This window comes from Zhengella sedimenti, assembly GCF_046506625.1.
GTDB classification, from domain to species: Bacteria; Pseudomonadota; Alphaproteobacteria; order Rhizobiales; family Rhizobiaceae; genus Zhengella; species Zhengella sedimenti.
In genome coordinates this window covers 164,953-185,613 of record NZ_JBKFFP010000005.1, presented here as the reverse complement: position 1 = coordinate 185,613, position 20,661 = coordinate 164,953, and the positions used below count along the sequence as shown (strand labels likewise).

The following is a 20,661-nucleotide window of genomic DNA, read 5'->3' as shown; positions in this document are numbered from 1 at the left end:
AGGGCCTGTTGACTCGGCCCCCCTGCCGAAGCCCAATGCGGCGATGGCAGACGAATCATCATCCAACGCGGCCGAGTTCACGGTCTCGGAAATTTCCGGCGCGCTTAAACGCGTGGTCGAGGATGCCTTCGGCCATGTGCGCGTTCGCGGCGAGGTGTCGGGCTATCGCGGACCGCATGCCTCGGGCCATGCCTATTTCGCGCTCAAGGACGAGCGCGCGCGCATCGAGGCGGTCATCTGGCGCGGCAGTTTCCAGCGGCTGCGCTTCAAGCCGGAAGAAGGCATGGAGGTGATCGCGACCGGCAAGCTGACCACCTATCCCGGTTCGTCGAAATACCAGATCGTGATCGAGACGCTGGAACCGGCCGGGGCCGGCGCGCTCATGGCACTGCTGGAGGAGCGCAAGCGCAAGCTGGCCGGCGAGGGGCTTTTCGACCCGGCGCGCAAGCGGCCGCTGCCGTCGCTGCCGCGCGTCATCGGCGTCGTCACCTCGCCGACCGGCGCGGTGATCCGCGACATCATCCACCGCATCGCCGACCGGTATCCGGTCCATCTGATCGTCTGGCCGGTGCGGGTCCAGGGTGACACCTGCGGGGCGGAAGTGGCGCGCGCGATTGCCGGTTTCAACGCGCTTGCGCCGGGTGGGCCGGTGGCGCGGCCGGACCTCATCATCGTGGCGCGCGGCGGCGGCAGCCTGGAAGACCTTTGGGGGTTCAACGACGAGGACGTGGTGCGCGCGGCAGCTGCCTCGGCCATCCCGCTGATCTCGGCCGTCGGTCACGAAACGGACTGGACGCTGATCGACCTTGCCGCCGACATGCGCGCGCCGACGCCGACGGGCGCAGCCGAAATGGCCGTGCCGGTGAAGGCCGACCTTGAAGCCGCGCTGGCGAACCTTTCGGCACGGTTGTCCGGCGCCATGCGGCGTTCCATGGACCGCAAGCGCGAGGCGGTACGCGCTGCCGCACGCGCCCTGCCCCAGGCGGACCAGTTGCTTGCTCTGCCGCGGCGGCGCTTCGACGAGGCCGCCATCAACCTGTCGCGCATGCTAAGGGTGCATGTGGAACGCAAGAAGGCGGGCTACGACCGGATTTCGGTGCGTTTGCGACCTCAGGCGCTCGATGCCCGCTTCACGCAGGCGCGCCGCGACCTCAAACGCCTTGATACCGCGCTGCCGCGCCTGGTCACGGCGTCACTGGAGCGGCGGTCCGGACAGCTGGAGCAGGCCGGGCGCCTGCTGCGGTCCTTCTCCTACCAGGGCACGCTTGAGCGTGGTTTCGCGCTGGTGCGCGACGCCGAGGGCAGACCGCTGCCGCGCGCGGCGGGCATCCGGCCGGGCGATCCTCTGGCGATCGAGTTCCAGGACGGCCAGCTTCTGGCGGCTGCCGTGGGCCCGGCCGGAGGCAGCACCACCCCTTCCGGACCAACCGGCAAGCGGAAGGGCGCGGCACGGACCGCACAGCAGGCAAAAGGCCAGGGCGAACTGTTCTGATTGCCGGTCCGGCGGCCGGTCAGAGCGGCAACGATTCGCGGCGGTGGGCGCACATTCGCCGGAGCATCCGGTCGACGCGGAGCCGCTCATCAGGACGTCAGCTTCTTCCCGTCCAGCCGCGCCAGAATCGATGGCAGTTCGCGCATGTTCGCGAAGACAGCGTCAGGTTCAAGCTCTGTAATGACGGATGCAAGCCCGGCGGGCCCGACATGGGAACCGCCGGTGAAGGCGGCCACCTGCATCCCTGCGCTGCGGGCCGCGGCGATGCCCGCCGGGCTGTCCTCCACGACGACACAGCGTGCAGGCGCCACGCCCATCGCACCGGCCGCATGAAGGAAGAGATCCGGCGCGGGCTTGCCGCGCGCGACCATGGTGGAACTGAAGACGTTCGGCTCGAACCGGTCCAGCAGACCGGTTATGCCCAGCGACAGGCGGATGCGCTCGGGCTGGCTGGACGATGCCACGCAGAACGGCCGGTCGAGCGCGGCCAGCGTCTCGGCAATTCCCCCGACGGGTTTCAACTCGCCCCGGAAGCGCGCATAGAGGCGCTCGCGCATCGTCTCCAGGTGAAGATCGGTCACCGCCAGGCCATTGCCGGCCGCAAGGTCGGCGACGATGGACTTGATCGAACGGCCGAGAAAGCGCCTGTAAGCCTCGCCGAGCGGGATGTCCGCGCCGGCCTCGGCAATGATCTCCTTGAGGACGGCGATCGAGATCGGCTCGCTGTCGACCAGCACGCCGTCGCAATCGAAAATCACAAGGCGGTCTTTGCGGCCGGACACAGCGCCCCTCCCCTGTCAGTCCCTGCGCGGACCCGGCGACCTGATTGTCAGCCGGACAAATACCGGTCAAGCGGATGGCGCGGTGGCAGGCAATGCGGGAAGGGAAACGGGGGGGTGGTACGGTTGGGTGGATTCGAACCACCGACCTTTGGAGCCACAATCCAACGCTCTAACCAACTGAGCTACAACCGCACATGCCGGGACCCGGCGGAGCGTCAATACGCATATTCGCATCGGGTTTCAAGCACAAATCCGGCGCGAAATCCATCGCGGCCAACGAAAAAGACCGGGCACGGGGCCCGGTCTCTTTGCGTGCCGACCGGTCGGGAGGAGGGACCGGGCCGGCGATTCCCCGCGGCCGGGAGGAGGATGGCCGCAGGGGAAGTTCCGTGACGGCCTCAGGCGGCCTTCATGTCCTTGACAGCCTTGTCGAAGGCGGTCTTGGCCGGCTTGGCCAGATCTTCGGCAGCCTTGGTGGCGGCGGCCTGGACGTCCTTGGCCTGCTCGGCGGCCATTTCGGTCTGCTTGCGGATGAAGGCGGTCTGCAGTTCGACGAAGTCGGAGAGCGACTTCACGCCCAGCAGGGCTTCCATGTGGGAGAAGCCGGCTTCGGCATTGGCGCGCATGGCCGAAATGGTCTTGAGCGAAACGGACTGGACAGCGCCCTTGACGGTTTCCATGGAGTCCTCGACCATCTTCTGGGCTTCTTCGGCGTTCGACTTCATCTTGGCGTAGGCTTCCTGGGTCTGCTCCACGCCCTTCTCGGCGAAGGCGCGCATCTGGTCGGTGGCCTTGGTCGCGTCGAAGGCAGGGAATTCGATGGTTTCAGCGGTCTTTGCAGCCTTGGTCATATCATGATCCTCATAATGTTGACCGGCTCTCGCCGGTGTGAGTTGATAGGGGTAATATAGCGATCTTTTTGTGCATTGCAACATATTTTTTGCAGCGCACAATTCCCGGAAGCAAATTAACCACTTGGGGAGTTTGACGGGCCGGCGCGCCGGGTCGAACATGGACGGTGGCGGAGCCAGGGACTATTAAGAAAGGGTAAAGCTGCCGGGACACCGGATACAAGCGAAAGCAGGGTCGCAGACATGGAAACGGGCGCATACCCCTTTCTTGACATCGCCGTGAACGATGCTGTGCGCGGGCGGCTTGCCGCCGGCGACGCGCTTGCGGTGCTGTCGGACGATCTGTCGAGGATCGTCTGGGCCAACGGGCACGGCGCGCTGATCTTCGGCTTTGACGGCCCTGAGGATGCCATCGGCCAGGAGACCGGCCTGTCGGTGACCGCGCGCCGCCAGATTGCCGGCCTCAGCGGGTTTCCCAACCTGCCCCGGCAAATGCCGGTCCTGGTGCGCATGGGCACGGGCATCGGGTCGCGAACCGTCGCCTTCCAGGCCAGCAGCATCATTTTGCCGCGGGGAGAGGCTGCCATCCTGCTGGCCATACCCGCCGAAGCGCGCGGCGAGTACGGCTCGCCCCGGGTCGTCGCAGGCCTTTCCAGCCCGGAAAACCATGCCGCGCTCATTGGCCCGAATGGCGAAGTGCTGGAATGCACCGACGGCTACGACCGGCTCGGCATCACCGCGGAAACCCTGGCAGCCCTGGTCAAGGCGGTGGCGCATGAAGAGGACCGTCTCGTCAAGCGCATGATCGCCAGCCGTCACGGGCCGCTGCCAGCCGGTTTCGCCCGGCTTGGCGACGATCCGGCCCTTCACCTGCTCTTGGCCGTCGAACCGCAAGCTGCAGAGGTGGACAAGGGCCCGGCCGGTGCTCCCGGGCCGGATGAAGGACCGCTTCCGGCCGATGACGCGGCGGGCGGCGAAGACCAGCGGCAGGGAAATGCCGGAAGGCCCGGTCCGCGCAGCATTGCCGAAATGGTCGGGTTGGCCTTTCCGGCGGCCAGACCCGGGGAAGAGCGCGGCGGGCCGGCAGACGGGCCGCGGGGTGACCGTCCGGCCAATGACGACATGCCTGTTGCATCCGCAATCGACGAACCGGGCTTCGCCGGTTCGCAGCACGGCGGCGAAGGCGCGTCCGGAACCACCGCGCCGCATGACGACTGGTATTTCGAGCAGCCCGAACAGGCGGCGCGACCGGAGGGACGCACAGGTATACCCGCTGACGAACCGGGCCCGGCGGACGAGGCCGGCGGCATGCCGTTCGTCGCGCAGGCAGGCGGGGACGCGCAGCCGGTGCGGTTCGTCTGGAGAACCGATGCGGAAGGACGTTTCACGTCCATCTCGGACGAATTCTGCGGCGTCGTCGGGCCTGCGGCCAGCGACATCATCGGCCGTCCCTTCGAGGATGTGGCGGCCCAATTCGGCATCGATCCGGACGGAGACATCGCCGGTCTGCTGTCGCGGCGCGACACATGGTCGGGCCGCTGCGTGTACTGGCCGCTTCAGGGAACCGCCATGCGCGCACCCGTCGATCTCGCCGCGCTGCCGATCTACCGCCGCGACCGGAGCTTCGAAGGCTTTCGCGGTTTCGGCGTGATCCGCCCCGGCGATGCGGTCGACGATCCGGCCGGAACGGGGATGGCGCTGGCAGCCGGCGGGGAAAGCCGGCACATGAGCCCCGCCGACGGGGCCGGAGACGACCGGCAAGCGGATGCGGTGCTGCCGGGAGAAACGCAGCACCCGTTGCCGGAACCGGACGCATTGCCGGAAATGGAACATGACCCCTTCCAGGGAGAGACGCCGGCGCTCGCGGTCGACACCTCGCTGAACCGGAGGCTCGCCGACAAGATCATCCGGCTCGAGGAACGCCGCGACCGCGGGGAAGCAAGGCAGCTTTCCAGTGCCGAACGGATCGCCTTCGAATCCATCGGCCGGAAACTGCGCGAATCCGCGCCGGCCGTCCCGGAAGCGGATGCGGGCGACCGCGTGCCGGGCGCGGAGGTGAGCCCGCCGCCAGCAGCCGGGGATCGGGCCGAGGCACAGGCAGAAGCCGGAGAAGAACTGCCCGACGCCGCGTCCGCCGGGACGCCTGTCGAGCCGCGCGAACCTTCCCGCCCGCCGGCGCGGCGCAGCTTTGCCGGTGCCTTCGCAGGCGCAGGGGTTTCCGGCGCGATGTATATCGCCGCCAGCCTCGACACAGGTCCGGAGAGGACCGGAGCCAATGACGACCGGGCCGGTGCGGGGAAAACGGATGGCGGGGATCCGGGAGCCGCGCCGGATGCATTGCGCGAAGCGGAGACCGTTCCACCGGAGGACAACGGGGCGGCGACCATCGGGACCGGCGGAGCCAGCGCAGCGGATGCCGACGCCGAGGAGACCGAATCTTTCGAACCGGCGCCCGCCGAAACGGCCTTGGATGCCTTGCAGGAAGTGCAGGCGCCGGAAAAGGTCGAGCCCGTCTTTCCGTCCATCAACGCCTATGGCCTTGCCCGGCCGGTTGCGACCCGGCCGGCCGGAGATGCGCAACCGGCCATGGACACGACTTTTGATCCGGCGCCAGAGCGCATTCTGGGGCCGGATGCGGAAAACGTTCCGGATGCCGCCGATGCACAGCTTGAGCCCGACGACAGTACGGCGCGGGAGGACGGACAGAAGGACCAGGCCGCCCCGCTGGCGCGAAGGCTGGCCGCAGGCGACGTGTCGCCGTCCTTCCTGGCGCGGCTCCCGGTGCCCGTTCTCGTCACAGGCGGCGGCGGCCTCGCCTATGCCAACGCCGCGTTCCTCGCGTTCAGCGGCCATGCCTCGCTCGCAGACCTCGAGACGAACGGCGGCCTCGACGCGCTGTTCGGCGAGGCCGGGCCGGAAGGGCCGGAAATCCGTCTGGCCGATGGCAGCACGGCGCGGGTGCGTACGCACATCCAGACCATCGGCTGGAATGGTGGCAAGGCGCTCATGCTGGCCTTCCTCGACGCCGGCGACGAGGGCGAGGCGGAGATGCCGGAGATTTCCGGAACGCATTCGGACGAAGCAGCGGATGACGCGCCGCGCGTCAATGCCTTCCTGACGTCCGACACGACCGAGAAGCTGCAGGCGACGGTTCGCCAGCTCAACACGATCCTCGACACGGCGACCGACGGCGTCATCCTGATCGAGAACGACGGCACCATCCGGGCGATGAACCGTTCCGCCCAGGCGCTGTTCGGCCATGACAGCGAGGCGATGACCGGCGAACCCTTCATCCGGCTGTTCGCAACGGAAAGCCAGCGCGCGGCCGGGGATTATCTGTCCGGACTGGCAGGGAACGGCGTTGCCAGCGTGCTCAATGACGGCCGCGAGGTGATCGGCCGTGAAGCCAAGGGCCGCTTCATCCCGCTCTACATGACCATCGGCAAGCTGCCTTCGGACGGCGGTTTCTGCGCGGTCATGCGCGACATCACCAACTGGAAGCGCGCCGAGGAGGAACTGACCGAGGCGCGCCGCCAGGCCGAGGACGCCTCCAGCCAGAAGACGCAGTTCCTGGCACGCGTCAGCCACGAGATCCGCACGCCGCTCAATGCCATCATCGGTTTTTCCGAACTGATGCTTGGCGAGCGCTTCGGCCCGATCGGCAACCAGCGCTACAAGGACTACCTGCGCGACATCAACCGGTCGGGCAACCACGTCCTCGACCTCGTCAACGACCTGCTCGACATTTCCAAGATCGAGGCCGGCCACCAGGAATTGTCGCACGAGGCGGTTCCGCTCAACGACATCCTCTCCGAGGCCGTCGCCATCATGCAGCCGCAAGCCAACCGGGAGCGCGTCATCATCCGCTCCTCGCTCGTCTCCGGCCTGCCCGACGTGGTGGCCGACAAGCGCTCCATGCGCCAGATCGCGCTCAACCTGTTGTCCAACGCGGTGAAATTCACCCCCCCCGGCGGGCAGGTGATCGTGTCGACCTCCTACGAGGCCAGCGGCGAGATCGTCATGCATGTGCGCGATACCGGCATCGGCATGACGGCATCGGACATCGAACATGCGATGAAGCCGTTCAAGCAGCTCAACACGATGCGCCGGACACGCGGCGACGGAACCGGGCTCGGCCTGCCGCTGACCAAGGCGCTGGTCGAGGCGAACCGGGCGCGTTTCGCCATCACCTCGACGCCGGGCGAAGGCACCATCGTGGAGGTGATCTTCCCGCCGACACGTGTGCTGGCCGACTGAACAGGATCATTCCACTCCAGTTTAGAAACGTTCCAGTCTTTCAGGGATTTCCTTGATTCCCGGCCGGGGCCGGGGCACTGAAAGTGCGCATCCGGCAGACATGCCGGCCCCATGGAAACCCTCAGCACAGGGCCTTGACCCCTGAAGCCCAGGAGACCGGAATGAAGACCCTTATCTCACGGCTGGCTTGCACCGCCGTCCTGCTTTCGCCGTTCGCTGCCGCCCCCGCAATGGCGGAAGACGTCGTCAACATCTATTCCTACCGCCAGCCCGACCTGATCGAGCCCGTGCTCGACGCCTTTACCGAGCAGACCGGCATCGAGACGCAGCTTCTCTTCCTCGACAAGGGTCTTGAGGAACGCATCGCGGCGGAAGGCCAGAACTCGCCCGCCGACGTGATCCTGACCGTCGACATCTCGCGCCTGACCAAGGCCAAGGAAGCCGGCATCACCCAGCCGGTGAACAGCGAAGAGATCAACGCTCACATCCCGGCCGAATTTCGCGATCCGGAAGGCAACTGGTTCGGCCTCACGCAGCGCGGCCGCGTCGTCTATGCCTCGAAGGAGCGCGTGGCGGAGGACGAACTGGCCTATGCCGACCTCGCCGACCCGAAGTTCAAGGGCCGCATCTGCATGCGTACCGGCCAGCACGACTACAATATCGGCCTGTTCGCCGCGATGATCGCCCATGAGGGTGCGGAGAAGACCGAAGAGTGGATGAAGGGCCTGCGCGACAACCTGGCCCGCAAGCCGGAAGGCAATGACCGCGCCCAGGCCAAGGCCATCTATTCGGGCGAGTGCGACATCGGCCTTGGCAACACCTACTATGTCGGCCTGATGAAGACCAACGAGAAGGAACCGGAGCAGAAGGACTGGGCGAATGCGATGAAGGTCATCTTCCCGACCTTCGAAAACGGCCGCACCCATGTGAACGTGTCCGGCATGGCACTGGCCAAGCATGCGCCCAACAAGGAAGCCGCCATCAAGCTGATGGAGTTCCTGGCCAGCGAAAAGGCCCAGCAGGTCTATGCCGAGCAGGTGTTCGAATATCCGGTCAAGCCGGGCGTGGAAGCCTCCGAGATCGTCCAGTCATTCGGAGAAATCAAGGCGGACACGCTGCCGCTCACGGATATCGCGAAACAGCGCAAGGCTGCCTCCGAAATGGTCGACCGGGTTGGTCTGGATGACGGCCCGCAGAGCTGAGCCCGTTTCCGCATCAAGGCCCAGGGGAGGCGGAGCCGGCAGACGGCTCCGTCTTTCGCTGCTTGCCATGACGGCGTGAGCGGGGCAAAGGACGCATTCCATGCAACCCAGCCAGGCCGTCAATCCAGCCCCCCTGCCCCTTGACCGGCTGCCGCCCGTGCGCCGGCTGCGCCATCGCGCCATCCTGACCGCGACCGCGCTGATCGCGGCACTGGTCCTGCTTCCGGTTCTCGTGCTGGTCAGCGTGGGCGTGACGGGCAGCGGCGAGGACTGGCCGCACCTCATCGAACACGTGCTTCCGCGGTCGACCTTCACAACACTCTGGCTGCTGGCCATGGTTTCGGCGGGAACCGCCAGCATCGGCGTCACCACGGCCTGGCTGATCGTCGCCTACGACTTTCCGTTGCGGCGCCTGCTTGCCTGGGCGCTCATCCTGCCGGTCGCCGTGCCGCCCTATCTGGCCGCCTATGCCTTCGGCGAATTCTTCCATTTCACCGGGCCGGTCCAGACGGCGCTGCGCGCAGTCTCCGGCTGGCAGAGCCCGCGCGACTACTGGTTTCCGGACATCCGTTCCACCGAAGGCGCGGCGCTGGTGCTGTCGGCGGTGCTCTATCCCTATGTCTACATGACGACGCGGGTGGTCTTCCTGATGCAGGGGCGCACCATCGCCGATGTCGCCCGCACGCTTGGCGCCCGCCCGGGCAAGGTGTTCCGGCGCATCCTGCTGCCGGTGGCACGCCCCGCCATCATTGCCGGGGTCGCGCTGGTGCTGATGGAAACGCTCAATGACATCGGCGCCGTGGAATATCTGGGCGTGCGCACCCTGACCTTCTCGGTCTATTCGACCTGGCTGAACAGGGGCAGCCTGGAAGGCGCCGCGCAGATTGCCGCGGTGATGATGGTGATCGTCTTTGCCATCCTGATGGCCGAGCAATGGGCGCGGCGCAAGCAGGGCTTCCATGCCGCCCGCGCCACGCAGATCAAGGCGCGCCCGCCCCGGCTGAAGCTGACGGGCTGGCGCGCTGCCGCCGCCTTCACTGCCGTGCTGCTGCCCATCATGGCCGGGTTCGGCATTCCCATCCAGGTCCTCGGTGCCTTTGCCTTGCGGCGCATCGACCAGATCTTCGAGCCGGCGCTGCAGAATGCCTTTGTCAGTTCCGTCCTGGTTGCCGCGGCAACCGCCGTGCTGACCGTCAGCGTGGCGCTCGTGCTGCTCAATGCGAACCGGCTCGTCCGCAGGCCCGGCGTGCTCGCCATGGCGCGGGTATCGACCATCGGCTATGCCCTGCCCGGAACGATCCTCGGCCTTGGCCTGCTGTTTGCGCTGGCCCGGTTCGACAACACGGTCGACGGACTGGCACGCGACTGGTTCGGCCTTTCCACCGGCCTGCTGGTCAGCGGCACAGCGGGCGCCGTCATCTATGCCTGTACGATCCGCTTCCTGGCGCTGGCGGAAGGCACGATCCGCTCAGGCCTGGAGAAGCTGCCCCGCAATATCGACGACGCGGCGCGCTCGCTCGGCTGTTCGCCGGCCCGCTCGGCCCGGATCGTGCTGCTGCCGCTGCTGACACCGGCCATCATGACCGCCGGCGTCCTGGTCTTCGTCGACACCGTCAAGGAACTTTCAGCGACGATCCTGCTGCGGCCCTTCGGCTTCTCCACCCTGGCAACCCATGTCTATGAAAACGCCTCGCGCGGCGTTGTCGAAGACGGCGCCATGGCCGCACTGCTCATCATCGTGACCGCGCTGGCGCCCGTGATCCTGCTGTCGCGCGCACTGATGCGCGACGAGGCCTCCTGACGGCGGACAAGAAAAAGGCGCCTTCCGTCTTTCCGCGGAAAGCGCCCAATTGATCGGCAAGCTGTCAAGTTTGCTCAAGCTCAGTCAGTCGGTATCAGGTCGAAAGACTTCAACAATCAGTTAACGCGATCATGCGGCGAAGACCTTAACGAAACATTACCGCCGGACTGTGTGTTCTAGGCATCCGCCCCTGAACTGACGCGTGGTAAATTTGAAGGCGACCTTCCATTAACCACGCCGGACCAGCCTCAATTCCGGAGCGCTTCCAGATCCCGGTAAAGTTCAAGGGCCTCCGGGTTTGCGAGCGCCTCCTTGTTCTTGACCTGCCGTCCATGAACGACGTCGCGCACGGCCAGTTCCGTGATCTTGCCCGACTTGGTGCGCGGGATGTCCGCGACAGGCACGATCTTGGCAGGCACATGGCGCGGACTGGCACCGGTGCGGATCTTCGTGCGGATCTTCTTCTCCAGGTCGGCGTCGAGCACCACGCCTTCCGCCAGACGGACGAACAGGACGACGCGCACGTCGTCTTCCCACTGCTGGCCGATGCACAGGGCCTCGATCACCTCGTCAAGCTGTTCGACCTGGTTGTAGATTTCCGCCGTGCCGATGCGCACGCCGCCGGGATTGAGCGTCGCGTCGGAGCGGCCATGGATGATCATGCCGCCGTGTTCGGTCCATTCGGCGAAATCGCCGTGGCACCAGACATTGTCGAAGCGCTCGAAATAGGCGCCGTGATACTTCATGCCGTCGGGATCGTTCCAGAAACCGATCGGCATGGAGGGAAAGGCCCGGGTGCAGACCAGTTCGCCCTTTTCCTGGCGCACGGGCTTGCCGTCATCGTTCCAGACATCGGTGGCCATGCCGAGCGCCGGCCCCTGGATCTCGCCCGACCAGACCGGCTTGCCCGGAATGGCAAGGACAAAGCAGGCCACGATATCCGTGCCGCCGGAAATGGAGGCCAGGTGCACGTCGGCCTTGATGCCGTCATAGACGAACTCGAAGCCTTCCGGAGACAGCGGGGACCCGGTCGAGGAGATGACGCGCACCGTGGAGAGGTCGTGGGTCTCGATCGGCCTCAGGCCGGACTTGCGCACCGCGTCGATGAACTTGGCCGAGGTGCCGAAATAGGTCATCTTCTCGTCGCGCGCATAGTCGAAGATGACATTGCCGTCCGGGTGGAAGGGCGAGCCGTCGTAAAGCAGCAGGGTCGCGCCGGCCGCCAGGCCCGAGACCAGCCAGTTCCACATCATCCAGCCGCAAGTGGTGAAGTAGAAGAAGCGGTCGCCCTCGCCGATGCCGGCGTGGAGGCGCTGCTCCTTGGCATGCTGGAGCAGCGTGCCGCCGGCGCCGTGGACGATGCACTTGGGAATGCCGGTCGTGCCGGAGGAATAGAGGATGTAGACCGGGTGGTTGAACTCCAGCCGGGTGAAGACGGGATCGCCGGCCTCGAAGGGGGCGATGAAATCGTCCAGCGTCGCGGCGCCATCAATGGAGGCGGCGACAGCGGCCGCATCGCCGAGATAGTCCAGCACGATGCACTGTTTCGCCGGCAGCTTCGCGAAGACGGCGGCCAGTTTCGGACCCGTCTCCTGGCGCTTGCCGTTGTACCAGTAGCCGTCGACACCGACGAAAAGGACCGGGTCGATCTGGCCGAAGCGGTCCAGCACCCCCTGCTCGCCGAAATCGGGCGAACAGGACGACCAGATGGCGCCGATGGAGGTGGCGGCCAGCATGCAGGCCACCGTCTCGGGCATGTTGGGAACCATGGCGGCGATGCGGTCGCCCGGCTTGACGCCCATGGCACGCATGGCTTGCTGCAGCCGCGAGACGAGGGCGCGCAATTCGTTCCACGACATGCGGCGGGCCACCTTGTCCTCGCCCCGGAAGACAAGGGCGTCGTCCTCGCCGGTCTTCCACAGGAAGTTCTCGGCGAAGTTCAGCCGGGCATCGGGAAAGAAGCGGGCGCCCGGCATCCGGTCGCCATCGACCAGCACCCGTTCGCCCTTGTCGCCGATGATGCCGCAATGATCCCAGACCAGGCTCCAGAACGCCTCGCGGTCGTCAATCGACCAGGCGTGGAGATCGTCATAACCGGCGAAAGCCCGGCCGGCGCGCTCCCCGGCGGTTGCCATGAAGGCCGTCATCGGGTGTGCGGCGATGCGGTCCGGAGACGGAGTCCACAACGGGGCGTCCTGGGTCATGCTAACCTCCCTTTTCATGCGGGCCTGTGTTGCCGATCCGTGTTGAATTCGCAAGAGCGTATAAACACCGCCCGCCTCCGCCAGTGCAAGCGGCGCCCGGCAGATGCCTGTGGTAAAAAGGGTGATGACCGCCCGGCCTCCTTGAAAAGGCCATCGCGTCGGTTACAGCTTGAAGAGGATCGAAGGGCAGGAAAAAGGGCGCGCATGTCGGCACCGGTCATCAGAAGGCTTTTTCTCTCCGGTCTGCTGCTGGGCCTGCTCGCGGTCGCGATCTTCCTGTCCCTGCCGTTCCTCGCCTCCACGTCGATCATTCGCGGACGCATTGCCGCCGAATTGAGCAACTGGACCGGATATCGCGTCGAACTGACGGCAGCACCCGAGATTTCGCTGTTTCCCAATGTCGAGGTCAAGCTGTCGGGCGTGCAACTGACCCCCTGGGGCAATCCGGACCTGACCGTGGCACGGGCGGAGGAGGTGCGCGTCGCGCTGTCGGCCCTCGACGCCGTTTCCGGGCGCATAAGGTTCACGCGGATCGACATCGTCCGTCCGGTGCTCAAGCTGCCCGACGCGACGTCGCTTCCGGCGGCACCCTCGAGCGGCCGTTTCGTGACCGCGATCAGGGTGGCGGAATCGGCGGTGTCCGCCGACGGCGATGCGCCCGATCTTTCCTCCGTTCCCGACGAACCGCTCGGCACGGTCAGCCTTGTCGACGGACGGGCCGTCTATACGCAGGACGGCCAGGAGCTTCCGGTCGTCTCGAGCATCAACGCAACGGTCTCATGGCCCCGGCTTGCCGCGGGGATGAGCGCCATGGGGTCTGCCATCTGGAACGGCGAGCAGGCGGACCTGCGGCTGTCGGCCCAGCAGCCACTGATGCTGATGGCCGGGGGCCAGTCGAAGCTGACCCTCGAACTGGCCTCCAAGCCGCTCACCCTGTCCTATGACGGCATCGTGACGCGGCGGCCCGCCCTGTTTCTCAACGGTGTCGCATCCTTTTCGACGCCATCGCTTTCGCGGGCGATGGAATGGTCGCGCCTGACAGCCTCGCAAGGCCTGCTGCCCGGACGGATCGCGGTGAGCGGGCGGCTGAGCGGCGGACCGGAACGGTTGAAGCTGGAACAGGCCGAACTCACCTTCGGCGACAGCACGGGCAGCGGCGTCCTCGAGTTCGGCCTGCCCGGGCCGGTGCCGGTGGTGGCCGGCACGCTGCATTTCCCGACCATGGATCTCGCCACCATCCTCAATGCCTTTCCGGACGTGTTGCCTGGCGATCCCTCCGGCGGCCCGCTCACAGGGGTTCCCGCCAACAGGATCAATCTCGACCTGCGGCTTTCGGCGGAAAATGCGAGCTTCGGCGCGGTGGCGCTGAACGAGGTTGCCGCAACGGCGCAGGTCAAGGACGACCTTTCGGTCTTCGACATTTCCGATGCACGCGCCTTCGGCGGCACCGTCCAGGCCGGGCTCAGGATCAACCGGAGCAGGGAAGGACGCACGAGCGAGTTGCGGCTGCTGGCCACGGAAGTGGACGGGCGGCTGATCGGGGAGACCATACCGCTGGCCAATGGCGTGCCCGATGCGATCACGACGTTCTCGCTGATCCTGAAAGGACCCGGGGCCACCTGGGGCGACCTGATCGAGAACTCCACGGGTTCGCTCTCGGCGCAAATGGCCGCCGGCGTCATCCCGGACGTGGATCTCGACCGGTTCGTGGACCGGCTGCGCACGTCGGGCTTCTTCCGGCTTTCCGAAGCCAGGGGTAGGCCGCTCGAATTCCAGACAGCGGAGGTGGAACTGGCGATCGAAACAGGCGTTGCGCGCATCCAGAAGGCCACGCTGACGACAGCGGTGCGCCAGGTCAAGCTCGTCGGGCTGATCCCGCTGGCCGGGCGAAGCCTCGCCATCGCCGGCACCGTCACCCCGCTGGGTGAAAACCGCGCGGGCACGGCGCCACTGTCCTTCTTCGCCGGCGGGTCCTGGAACGCCCCGCTGATCTCCCCGGTCCTTGCGCCGGCCGCGGCCCCGCAATAAAACCGGCCGGCGGCGCCTTTCCGGACGGCATTTGCCGGCAAATTCTCATTCGCGGCGAATCAGTCTAGTTTCGATCAAATGACCGCAAGAGGGTGCGGGGTGGCGGCGTGTTCAAATTCCTGATCGGACTGTTCAAGATCCTGGTGATCTCGCTCATCACCGGAGCCGGGCTGTCCGCATTCAACCTGACGGCCGCCGACATCCTGCAACAGGTCGGCATGACGCCGGAGCGCGTTCTGGGCCTGCTTCAGAAGGGCGCGGAATGGGCCATTCCGAACATCGTGCTCGGCTCGATGGTCATCGTCCCGGTATGGGTCGTGGTCTTCCTGCTGCGTCCGCCCCGAAGCTGAAGCGAATCATGCATTGGCAAAGGCCGCCTGCTCGTCGCGGCGGCGCTGCAGGTCCTTTCGCTTGTTGACGATGGAAGCGATGATCACGCCGGTCGCTACAAAGGCGATGAGCACGGTACAGACGGCGTTGATTTCCGGTGTGACGCCAAGACGGACCTGGCTGTAGATCTTCATCGGCAGGGTCGTGGCGCCCGGACCGGAGGTGAAGGACGCGATGACCAGATCGTCCAGCGAAAGCGTGAAGGCGAGCATCCATCCGGAAATGACGGCGGGCAGGATGTTGGGCAGGGTCACCTGGAGGAAGGTGGTGACAGGCGGCGCGCCGAGATCCATGGCCGCTTCCTCCAGCGAACGGTCGAAGCTGACGAGGCGCGACTGGACCACGACGGCGACGAAGCACATGGAAAAGGTGACATGGGCGAGCGTGACCGTCAGGAAGCCACGGTCCAGCCCGACAGCCACGAAGAGCAGGAGCAGCGACAGGCCGGTGATGACCTCCGGCATGACCAGCGGCGCATAGACCATGCCGGAAAACAGGATGCGGCCGCGGAAGCGGGTATACCGGTCGAGCGCAAGGGCAGCGAGCGTGCCGAGCACGGTGGCGACCGAGGCTGACAGGAAGGCGACGCGCGCGGTCACCCACGCAGCGTTCATCAGTCCGTCATTGCGCAGCATCTCGGCATACCACTTCGTGGAAAAGCCTGCCCAGACGGTGACGAGGCGCGATTCGTTGAACGAATAGATGACCAGCAGCACGATGGGCAGGTAGAGGAAGGCGAAACCGAAGACGACGGAAGCGATGTTGAAGCGGGACCAGGTCGTGTTCATGTCACTTCCCCGCCTCTTGCGCCCGCGCCTGGGCGTTCTGGAACAGCACGATGGGAACCACCAGCAAGAGCAGCAGGATGATCGCCACGGCCGAGGCCAGCGGCCAGTCGCGGTTGTTGAAGAATTCCGACCAGAGCGTCTTGCCGATCATCAGCGTGCGCGAACCGCCGAGCAGGTCGGGAATGACGAACTCGCCGACGGCGGGAATGAACACCAGCAGGCAGCCGGCGAGTATGCCCGGCACGGCCAGCGGCAGGGTGATCTTCCAGAAGGCCGAAATCGGCGGACAGCCGAGATCCTGCGCCGCCTCGATGAGCGAATAGTCCATCTTCTCCAGCGTGGAATAGATGGGCAGGACCATGAAGGGCAGATAGGAATAGACGATGCCGATGAAGATGGCGGTGTGGGTGTTGAGAATCTGCAGCGGCTCGGAAATCACGCCCAACCACATCAGGAACTGGTTGAGCAGGCCCTCGGGCTTCAGGATGCCGATCCACGCATAGACGCGGATGAGGAATGACGTCCAGAACGGCAGGATGACGAGCATGAGCAGCGTGGGGCGGATGCCATGCGGGGCACGCGCCATGCCATAGGCGAGCGGGAAGCCGATCAGGAGCGTCAGGAACGTGGAAACGGCGGCGATGATGACGCTGGAGAGGTAGGCCTTCACATAGAGGGCGTCCTCGGTGATCCAGAGATAGTTGTCGATGGTGAAGCGGCGCGCGCTCTCCAGCCAGGTTCCGACCCCCTCGAAGACGGGCGTGTAGGGCGGCATGGAAATGGCCGATGTCGACAGCGATATCTTGAAGACGATCAGGAAGGGGATGAGGAAGAAGAACAGGAGCCAGGCATAGGGCACCAGGATGACCAGGCGGCTGGCGATCGACGAGATCAGTTTCTGCATGGCCGCCTCCGCTCAGCTTGTCAGGATGACGCCGGCATCCGGCTCGAAACTGATCCAGGCGCGGTCGCCCCAGGTCAGGGGATTGTCGGAGCCGCGGGCGCTGTTGATCATGGAGGCGCGCACCACCTTGCCCGAATCCAGCCGGACATGGATGATGGTCATGTCGCCGAGATAGGCGATGTCCCAGACCTCGCCGTCGATGGTGTTGGGCGCGGCGCCGGGATTGTCCGGCATGATGCGGATCTTTTCCGGGCGGATGGCAAACCATGCCTTCTCGCCCTTGCGCGCCTGGCCGGCGGTGGCGGCGCGGATTTCGAGGCCGTCCTGTCCCGCGATGACGGCACCACCGGATCCGAGTTCGCTGACCTCGCCCTCGAAGATGTTCACATTGCCGATGAAATCGGCGACGAAACGCGAGGACGGTGCCTCGTAGACCTCGGCCGGCGTTGCGACCTGCTTGATCTTGCCATGGTCCATGACGGCAATGCGGTCGGCCATGGTCATCGCCTCTTCCTGGTCATGGGTGACGACGACGAAGGTCAGGCCGAGGTCCTGCTGCAGGTCCATGAGCTCGAACTGGGTTTCCTCGCGCAGCTTCTTGTCGAGCGCGCCGAGCGGTTCGTCGAGAAGGAGAACCTTGGGCCGCTTGGCCACGGAACGGGCGAGCGCGACGCGCTGGCGCTGGCCGCCCGACAACTGGTGCGGCTTGCGGTGGGCGAATTTCTCCAGCTTCACGAGCCTGAGCATCTCGGCCACGCGCTCCTGGATCTGCGGCTTCGCCATGCCGTCCTGCTTGAGGCCGAAGGCGATGTTGGCCTCCACCGTCATGTGCGGGAACAGGGCGTAGGACTGGAACATCATGTTGACGGGCCGGCGATAGGGCGGCACGCCGCGCAGGTCCTGTCCATCCAGCAATATTTCTCCGGACGTCGGTTCCTCGAACCCGGCCAGCATGCGCAGCAGGGTGGACTTGCCGCAGCCCGAGGCGCCGAGAAGGGCGAAGAACTCACGCTCGTAGATGGTCAGCGTCAGGTCGTCGACCGCGGTGAAATCGCCGAAGCGCTTGGTCACGTTGCGAAAGACGATGTAGGGCCTGGCGTCCGGATCGTTCCAGGGTGCAAAACTCTTCCTGATGCTGCCAAGCGATTTCATCCCCTCATCCCCCTGCGAAGCGCCGCCTTCATGGCTGTTGGCCTGTTCTTGCAAAAACCCCGGCGGACCTTGATCCGCCGGGGCTGTTGTCCGCTGTTACTGGCCGGTCACGACGCGGGTCCAGGCCCGGGTCATCAGCCGCTGTTCCTTGTTATCGGGCGGCGTCGTGGTGAACAGCTTGTCGGTGGTCGCCTCGTCCGGGTAGACCGCCGGATCACCGATCACTTCCTCGTCGAGGAACTGCTGCGAGGCCTTGTTGCCGTTGGCGTAGAAGACATAGTTCGATGCCTTGGCGATGACTTCGGGCTTCATGATGTAGTTCAGGAACTCATGTGCCTCGGCGACGTGCGGCGCATCGGCCGGGATCGCCATCTGGTCGAACCACATCTGCGCGCCTTCCTTGGGGATCGAATAGGCGACTTCGACGCCCTGGTCGGCCTCCGCGGCCCGGTCGCGGGCCTGGAAGACGTCACCCGACCAGCCGACGGCCAGGCAGATGTCGCCATTGGCGAGCGCGTTGATGTATTCCGACGAATGGAACTTGCGGATGGACGGACGGATCGCCTCCAGCGCGGCCTGGGCTGCCTCGATGTCCTCGGCGGTCTTGGAATCGGGATCCTTGCCGAGCCAGTTGAGCGCCGCCGGGATCATCTCGGCCGGGGCGTCCAGCATGTAGACGCCGCAATCGGCGAGCTTGGAAATCTTCTCGGGATTGAAGACCACGTCCCAGCTGTCGATCGTTTCGATGCCGAGGGCCTCCTTGACCTTGGCGACATTGTAGCCGATGCCCGTGGTGCCCCACATGTAGTTGATCGAGTAGTCGTTGCCCGGATCGTATTTCTCGGTGCGCTGCGCGATCTTGTCCCACATGTTCTCCAGGTTGGGCAGTTTCGACTTGTCGAGCTTCTGGAACACACCGGCCTGGATCTGGCGCGCCAGGAAGGTGCCGGTGGGCACGACCACGTCATAGCCGGTGCCGCCGGCCAGCAGCTTGGTTTCCAGGATCTCGTTGGAATCGAAGACGTCGTAGACGACCTTGATGCCGGTTTCCTTGGTGAAATCCTCAAGGATGGATTCATCGATATAGTCGGACCAGTTGTAGACGTTCACCACGCGTTCCTGGGCGGCCGCGCCACCGGCGGCCAGGCCGAGCGCGAGCGCCGAAACGGCGGTCAGGAACAGTTTGGATCGGGTCATCTCATTCTCCTCTCAGAAGGTTCTTCCGGCTCTCGTGGCGAGCGCTTTGCGGCCGGTTCCGATAGAAAGCCTATTGGCCTTTCCCGCCTTGCTCAAGCCGGTTTTTCCGGTTTGCGGTTCACAGGTAACTGGTGCGCTCCAGCGGCGTGATCTCCTGCCAGAAGGCGAGGATTTCCGCCCTTTTCAGGTCCTTGAAGACCTTGGCGAGCAAGGGCCCCATGGCGCGTTCGGCGAAACCGCCGCGATCCATGAGCTGGAGCGCGTCGTCCATGTCGTCGGGCAGCGAAAGACCGTCCTCGTCATAGGCGTTGCCCTCCACCGGGGGCGGCGGCGGCACCCGCTGTTCCAGCCCCTCCATGATGGCCTGGATGATGGCCGTCATGACCAGATAGGGATTGGCGTCGGCGCCCGCGATGCGGTGTTCGATGCGCCTGTTGGACTCGTTGGAGACCGGGATTCGCACGGCGACCGAGCGGTTGTTCTCCGCCCAGACGGCGCGCGTGGGCGCATAGGAGCCGGGCGTGATGCGGCGGAAGCCGTTCCAGGTGTTGATGAACATCAGCAGGGCTTCGGGCATGGTCTTGAGCAGGCCGGTCACCGCGTATTCGAGACGCTGGCGGCCGCCTTCGCCGGAGAAGATGTTGACGCCGGCCGCATCGAGCACCGAGGTGTGAACATGCATGCCGTTGCCGGCATATTCGATGAAGGGCTTGGCCATGAAGGTGGCCTGGAGCCCGTGCGCGCGGGCGCAACCCATGACGATGCGGCGCAGCTTGATCACGTCGTCGGCAGCGCGCAGCGCATCGCCGCGATGCTTCAGGTTGACCTCGAACTGGCCGGGCGCGGCCTCCTTGATGATGGTGTCGATGGGCAGGTTCTGATCGGCGGCGGCGTCGCGGATCATGTCGAAGAGCGCGGCGTGCTCGGCCAGATCGTCAAGGCCGTACATGCGAAGCCGGTCCGGCCCGCCCATCGCGCCGACCGGTGCGGGCATGCCGTCGTCCCAGTCCGTACCCGGCTCCAGGAGATAGAACTCCAGTTCGAAGGCAACGACGGGATAAAGGCCCCTCGCATTGGCCTCGGCCACCTTGTGCTTGAGCACCTGGCGCGGATCGGCCATGAAGGGCTCACCCTCGGGCGAGAAGGTCTGCAACAGGACCTGGGCGGTCTTGCGCTTGGCCCATGGAACGATGGACAGCGAACCGCGCGTGGCGCGGCAATAGCCGTCCTGGTCGCCTGTCTCGATATGCAGGCCGGTTTCCTCGACCTCGCGGCCCCAGACATCCAGCCCGTGCAGCGACATGGGAAAGTTCACGCCCTCCTGAAAGGCCTTCTTGAGCGCATCCGCGGGCGCCCATTTGCCGCGCATCACGCCGTTGGGATCGACCATGAGGAACTCGACGGCCTCCAGATCCGGATGGGTGGCGACGAACGTCTCGTATTCGGCCTTGTGATCTGCGGAAATGAAGCCATCGGGGGTGCCGGTGTCGGGTACCATGTCCTTGGCGTCCATGCCCTTGCCGTTCGTATTGGCCGCCGTGGCGGCAGATGCCCCTTGTTCCAAGATGTGCTACCCGCAATTGTTGAAGACGGACAAGACTGACCGCGCGCCG

The 20,661-nt window shown here is 65.6% G+C and carries 14 protein-coding genes and 1 tRNA gene; 6 read left to right on the top strand and 9 right to left on the bottom strand.

Annotation, left to right across the window (positions count from 1 at the left end):
- Nucleotides 1–43: 43 nt before the first annotated feature.
- Nucleotides 44–1,492: an exodeoxyribonuclease VII large subunit gene (gene xseA / locus ACLB6G_RS14800; RefSeq protein ID WP_410356968.1), complete on the top strand. Its 1,449-nt coding sequence runs from the start codon at nucleotides 44–46 to the stop codon at nucleotides 1,490–1,492.
- A gap of 89 nt (nucleotides 1,493–1,581) precedes the next feature.
- Here xseA and ACLB6G_RS14795 read toward each other — a convergent pair whose 3' ends face one another.
- From ACLB6G_RS14795 to ACLB6G_RS14785, 3 genes are all read right to left on the bottom strand, one after another.
- Nucleotides 1,582–2,274: an HAD family hydrolase gene (locus ACLB6G_RS14795; protein ID WP_410356967.1), complete on the bottom strand. Its 693-nt coding sequence runs from the start codon at nucleotides 2,272–2,274 to the stop codon at nucleotides 1,582–1,584.
- Between the two features lie 115 nt (nucleotides 2,275–2,389).
- A tRNA-His gene (locus tag ACLB6G_RS14790) sits at nucleotides 2,390–2,466 on the bottom strand.
- Between the two features lie 206 nt (nucleotides 2,467–2,672).
- Nucleotides 2,673–3,125 (bottom strand): phasin, encoded by a 453-nt coding sequence (locus ACLB6G_RS14785; protein ID WP_410356966.1) that lies wholly within the window; start codon nucleotides 3,123–3,125, stop codon nucleotides 2,673–2,675.
- Nucleotides 3,126–3,368: 243 nt separating this feature from the next.
- Here ACLB6G_RS14785 and ACLB6G_RS14780 point away from each other — a divergent pair, with 243 nt between their 5' ends.
- The 3 genes from ACLB6G_RS14780 (at nucleotide 3,369) to ACLB6G_RS14770 (ending at nucleotide 10,385) form a co-directional block, all read left to right on the top strand.
- Nucleotides 3,369–7,382, top strand: a complete 4,014-nt coding sequence (locus tag ACLB6G_RS14780; RefSeq protein WP_410356965.1) for an ATP-binding protein — start codon at nucleotides 3,369–3,371, stop codon at nucleotides 7,380–7,382.
- 161 nt (nucleotides 7,383–7,543) lie between these two features.
- On the top strand, nucleotides 7,544–8,584 hold the full coding sequence (locus ACLB6G_RS14775) for a Fe(3+) ABC transporter substrate-binding protein (protein ID WP_410356964.1): 1,041 nt from the start codon (nucleotides 7,544–7,546) through the stop codon (nucleotides 8,582–8,584).
- Between the two features lie 100 nt (nucleotides 8,585–8,684).
- A complete protein-coding gene (locus ACLB6G_RS14770; RefSeq protein WP_410356963.1) occupies nucleotides 8,685–10,385 on the top strand; it encodes an ABC transporter permease in 1,701 nt (566 codons plus the stop codon).
- A gap of 248 nt (nucleotides 10,386–10,633) precedes the next feature.
- Here ACLB6G_RS14770 and ACLB6G_RS14765 read toward each other — a convergent pair whose 3' ends face one another.
- Complete coding sequence (locus ACLB6G_RS14765) at nucleotides 10,634–12,589, bottom strand: acetoacetate--CoA ligase (RefSeq protein WP_410356962.1); 1,956 nt, start codon at nucleotides 12,587–12,589, stop codon at nucleotides 10,634–10,636.
- Between the two features lie 204 nt (nucleotides 12,590–12,793).
- On the opposite strand from ACLB6G_RS14765, the gene ACLB6G_RS14760 reads away from it, so the two are divergent.
- Nucleotides 12,794–14,617 carry an AsmA family protein gene (locus tag ACLB6G_RS14760; protein ID WP_410356961.1) on the top strand — a complete coding sequence of 608 codons (1,824 nt, stop codon included), beginning with the start codon at nucleotides 12,794–12,796 and terminating at the stop codon, nucleotides 14,615–14,617.
- A 107-nt stretch (nucleotides 14,618–14,724) separates the two neighbouring features.
- Nucleotides 14,725–14,967 carry a DUF6460 domain-containing protein gene (locus ACLB6G_RS14755; RefSeq protein WP_410356960.1) on the top strand — a complete coding sequence of 81 codons (243 nt, stop codon included), beginning with the start codon at nucleotides 14,725–14,727 and terminating at the stop codon, nucleotides 14,965–14,967.
- 6 nt (nucleotides 14,968–14,973) lie between these two features.
- On the opposite strand, the gene ACLB6G_RS14750 is transcribed toward ACLB6G_RS14755, so the two are convergent.
- The 5 genes from ACLB6G_RS14750 to ACLB6G_RS14730 all read right to left on the bottom strand — a co-directional run bounded on the left by ACLB6G_RS14750 (nucleotide 14,974) and on the right by ACLB6G_RS14730 (nucleotide 20,612).
- Nucleotides 14,974–15,795 carry an ABC transporter permease gene (locus ACLB6G_RS14750; protein WP_410356959.1) on the bottom strand — a complete coding sequence of 274 codons (822 nt, stop codon included), beginning with the start codon at nucleotides 15,793–15,795 and terminating at the stop codon, nucleotides 14,974–14,976.
- Between the two features lies 1 nt (nucleotide 15,796).
- Complete coding sequence (locus tag ACLB6G_RS14745) at nucleotides 15,797–16,699, bottom strand: ABC transporter permease subunit (RefSeq protein WP_410356958.1); 903 nt, start codon at nucleotides 16,697–16,699, stop codon at nucleotides 15,797–15,799.
- A gap of 12 nt (nucleotides 16,700–16,711) precedes the next feature.
- Nucleotides 16,712–17,851 carry an ABC transporter ATP-binding protein gene (locus ACLB6G_RS14740; protein WP_410356957.1) on the bottom strand — a complete coding sequence of 380 codons (1,140 nt, stop codon included), beginning with the start codon at nucleotides 17,849–17,851 and terminating at the stop codon, nucleotides 16,712–16,714.
- A gap of 96 nt (nucleotides 17,852–17,947) precedes the next feature.
- Complete coding sequence (locus ACLB6G_RS14735) at nucleotides 17,948–19,048, bottom strand: polyamine ABC transporter substrate-binding protein (RefSeq protein ID WP_410356956.1); 1,101 nt, start codon at nucleotides 19,046–19,048, stop codon at nucleotides 17,948–17,950.
- A 118-nt stretch (nucleotides 19,049–19,166) separates the two neighbouring features.
- Nucleotides 19,167–20,612, bottom strand: a complete 1,446-nt coding sequence (locus ACLB6G_RS14730; protein ID WP_410356955.1) for a glutamine synthetase family protein — start codon at nucleotides 20,610–20,612, stop codon at nucleotides 19,167–19,169.
- Between the last annotated feature and the right edge of the window lie 49 nt (nucleotides 20,613–20,661).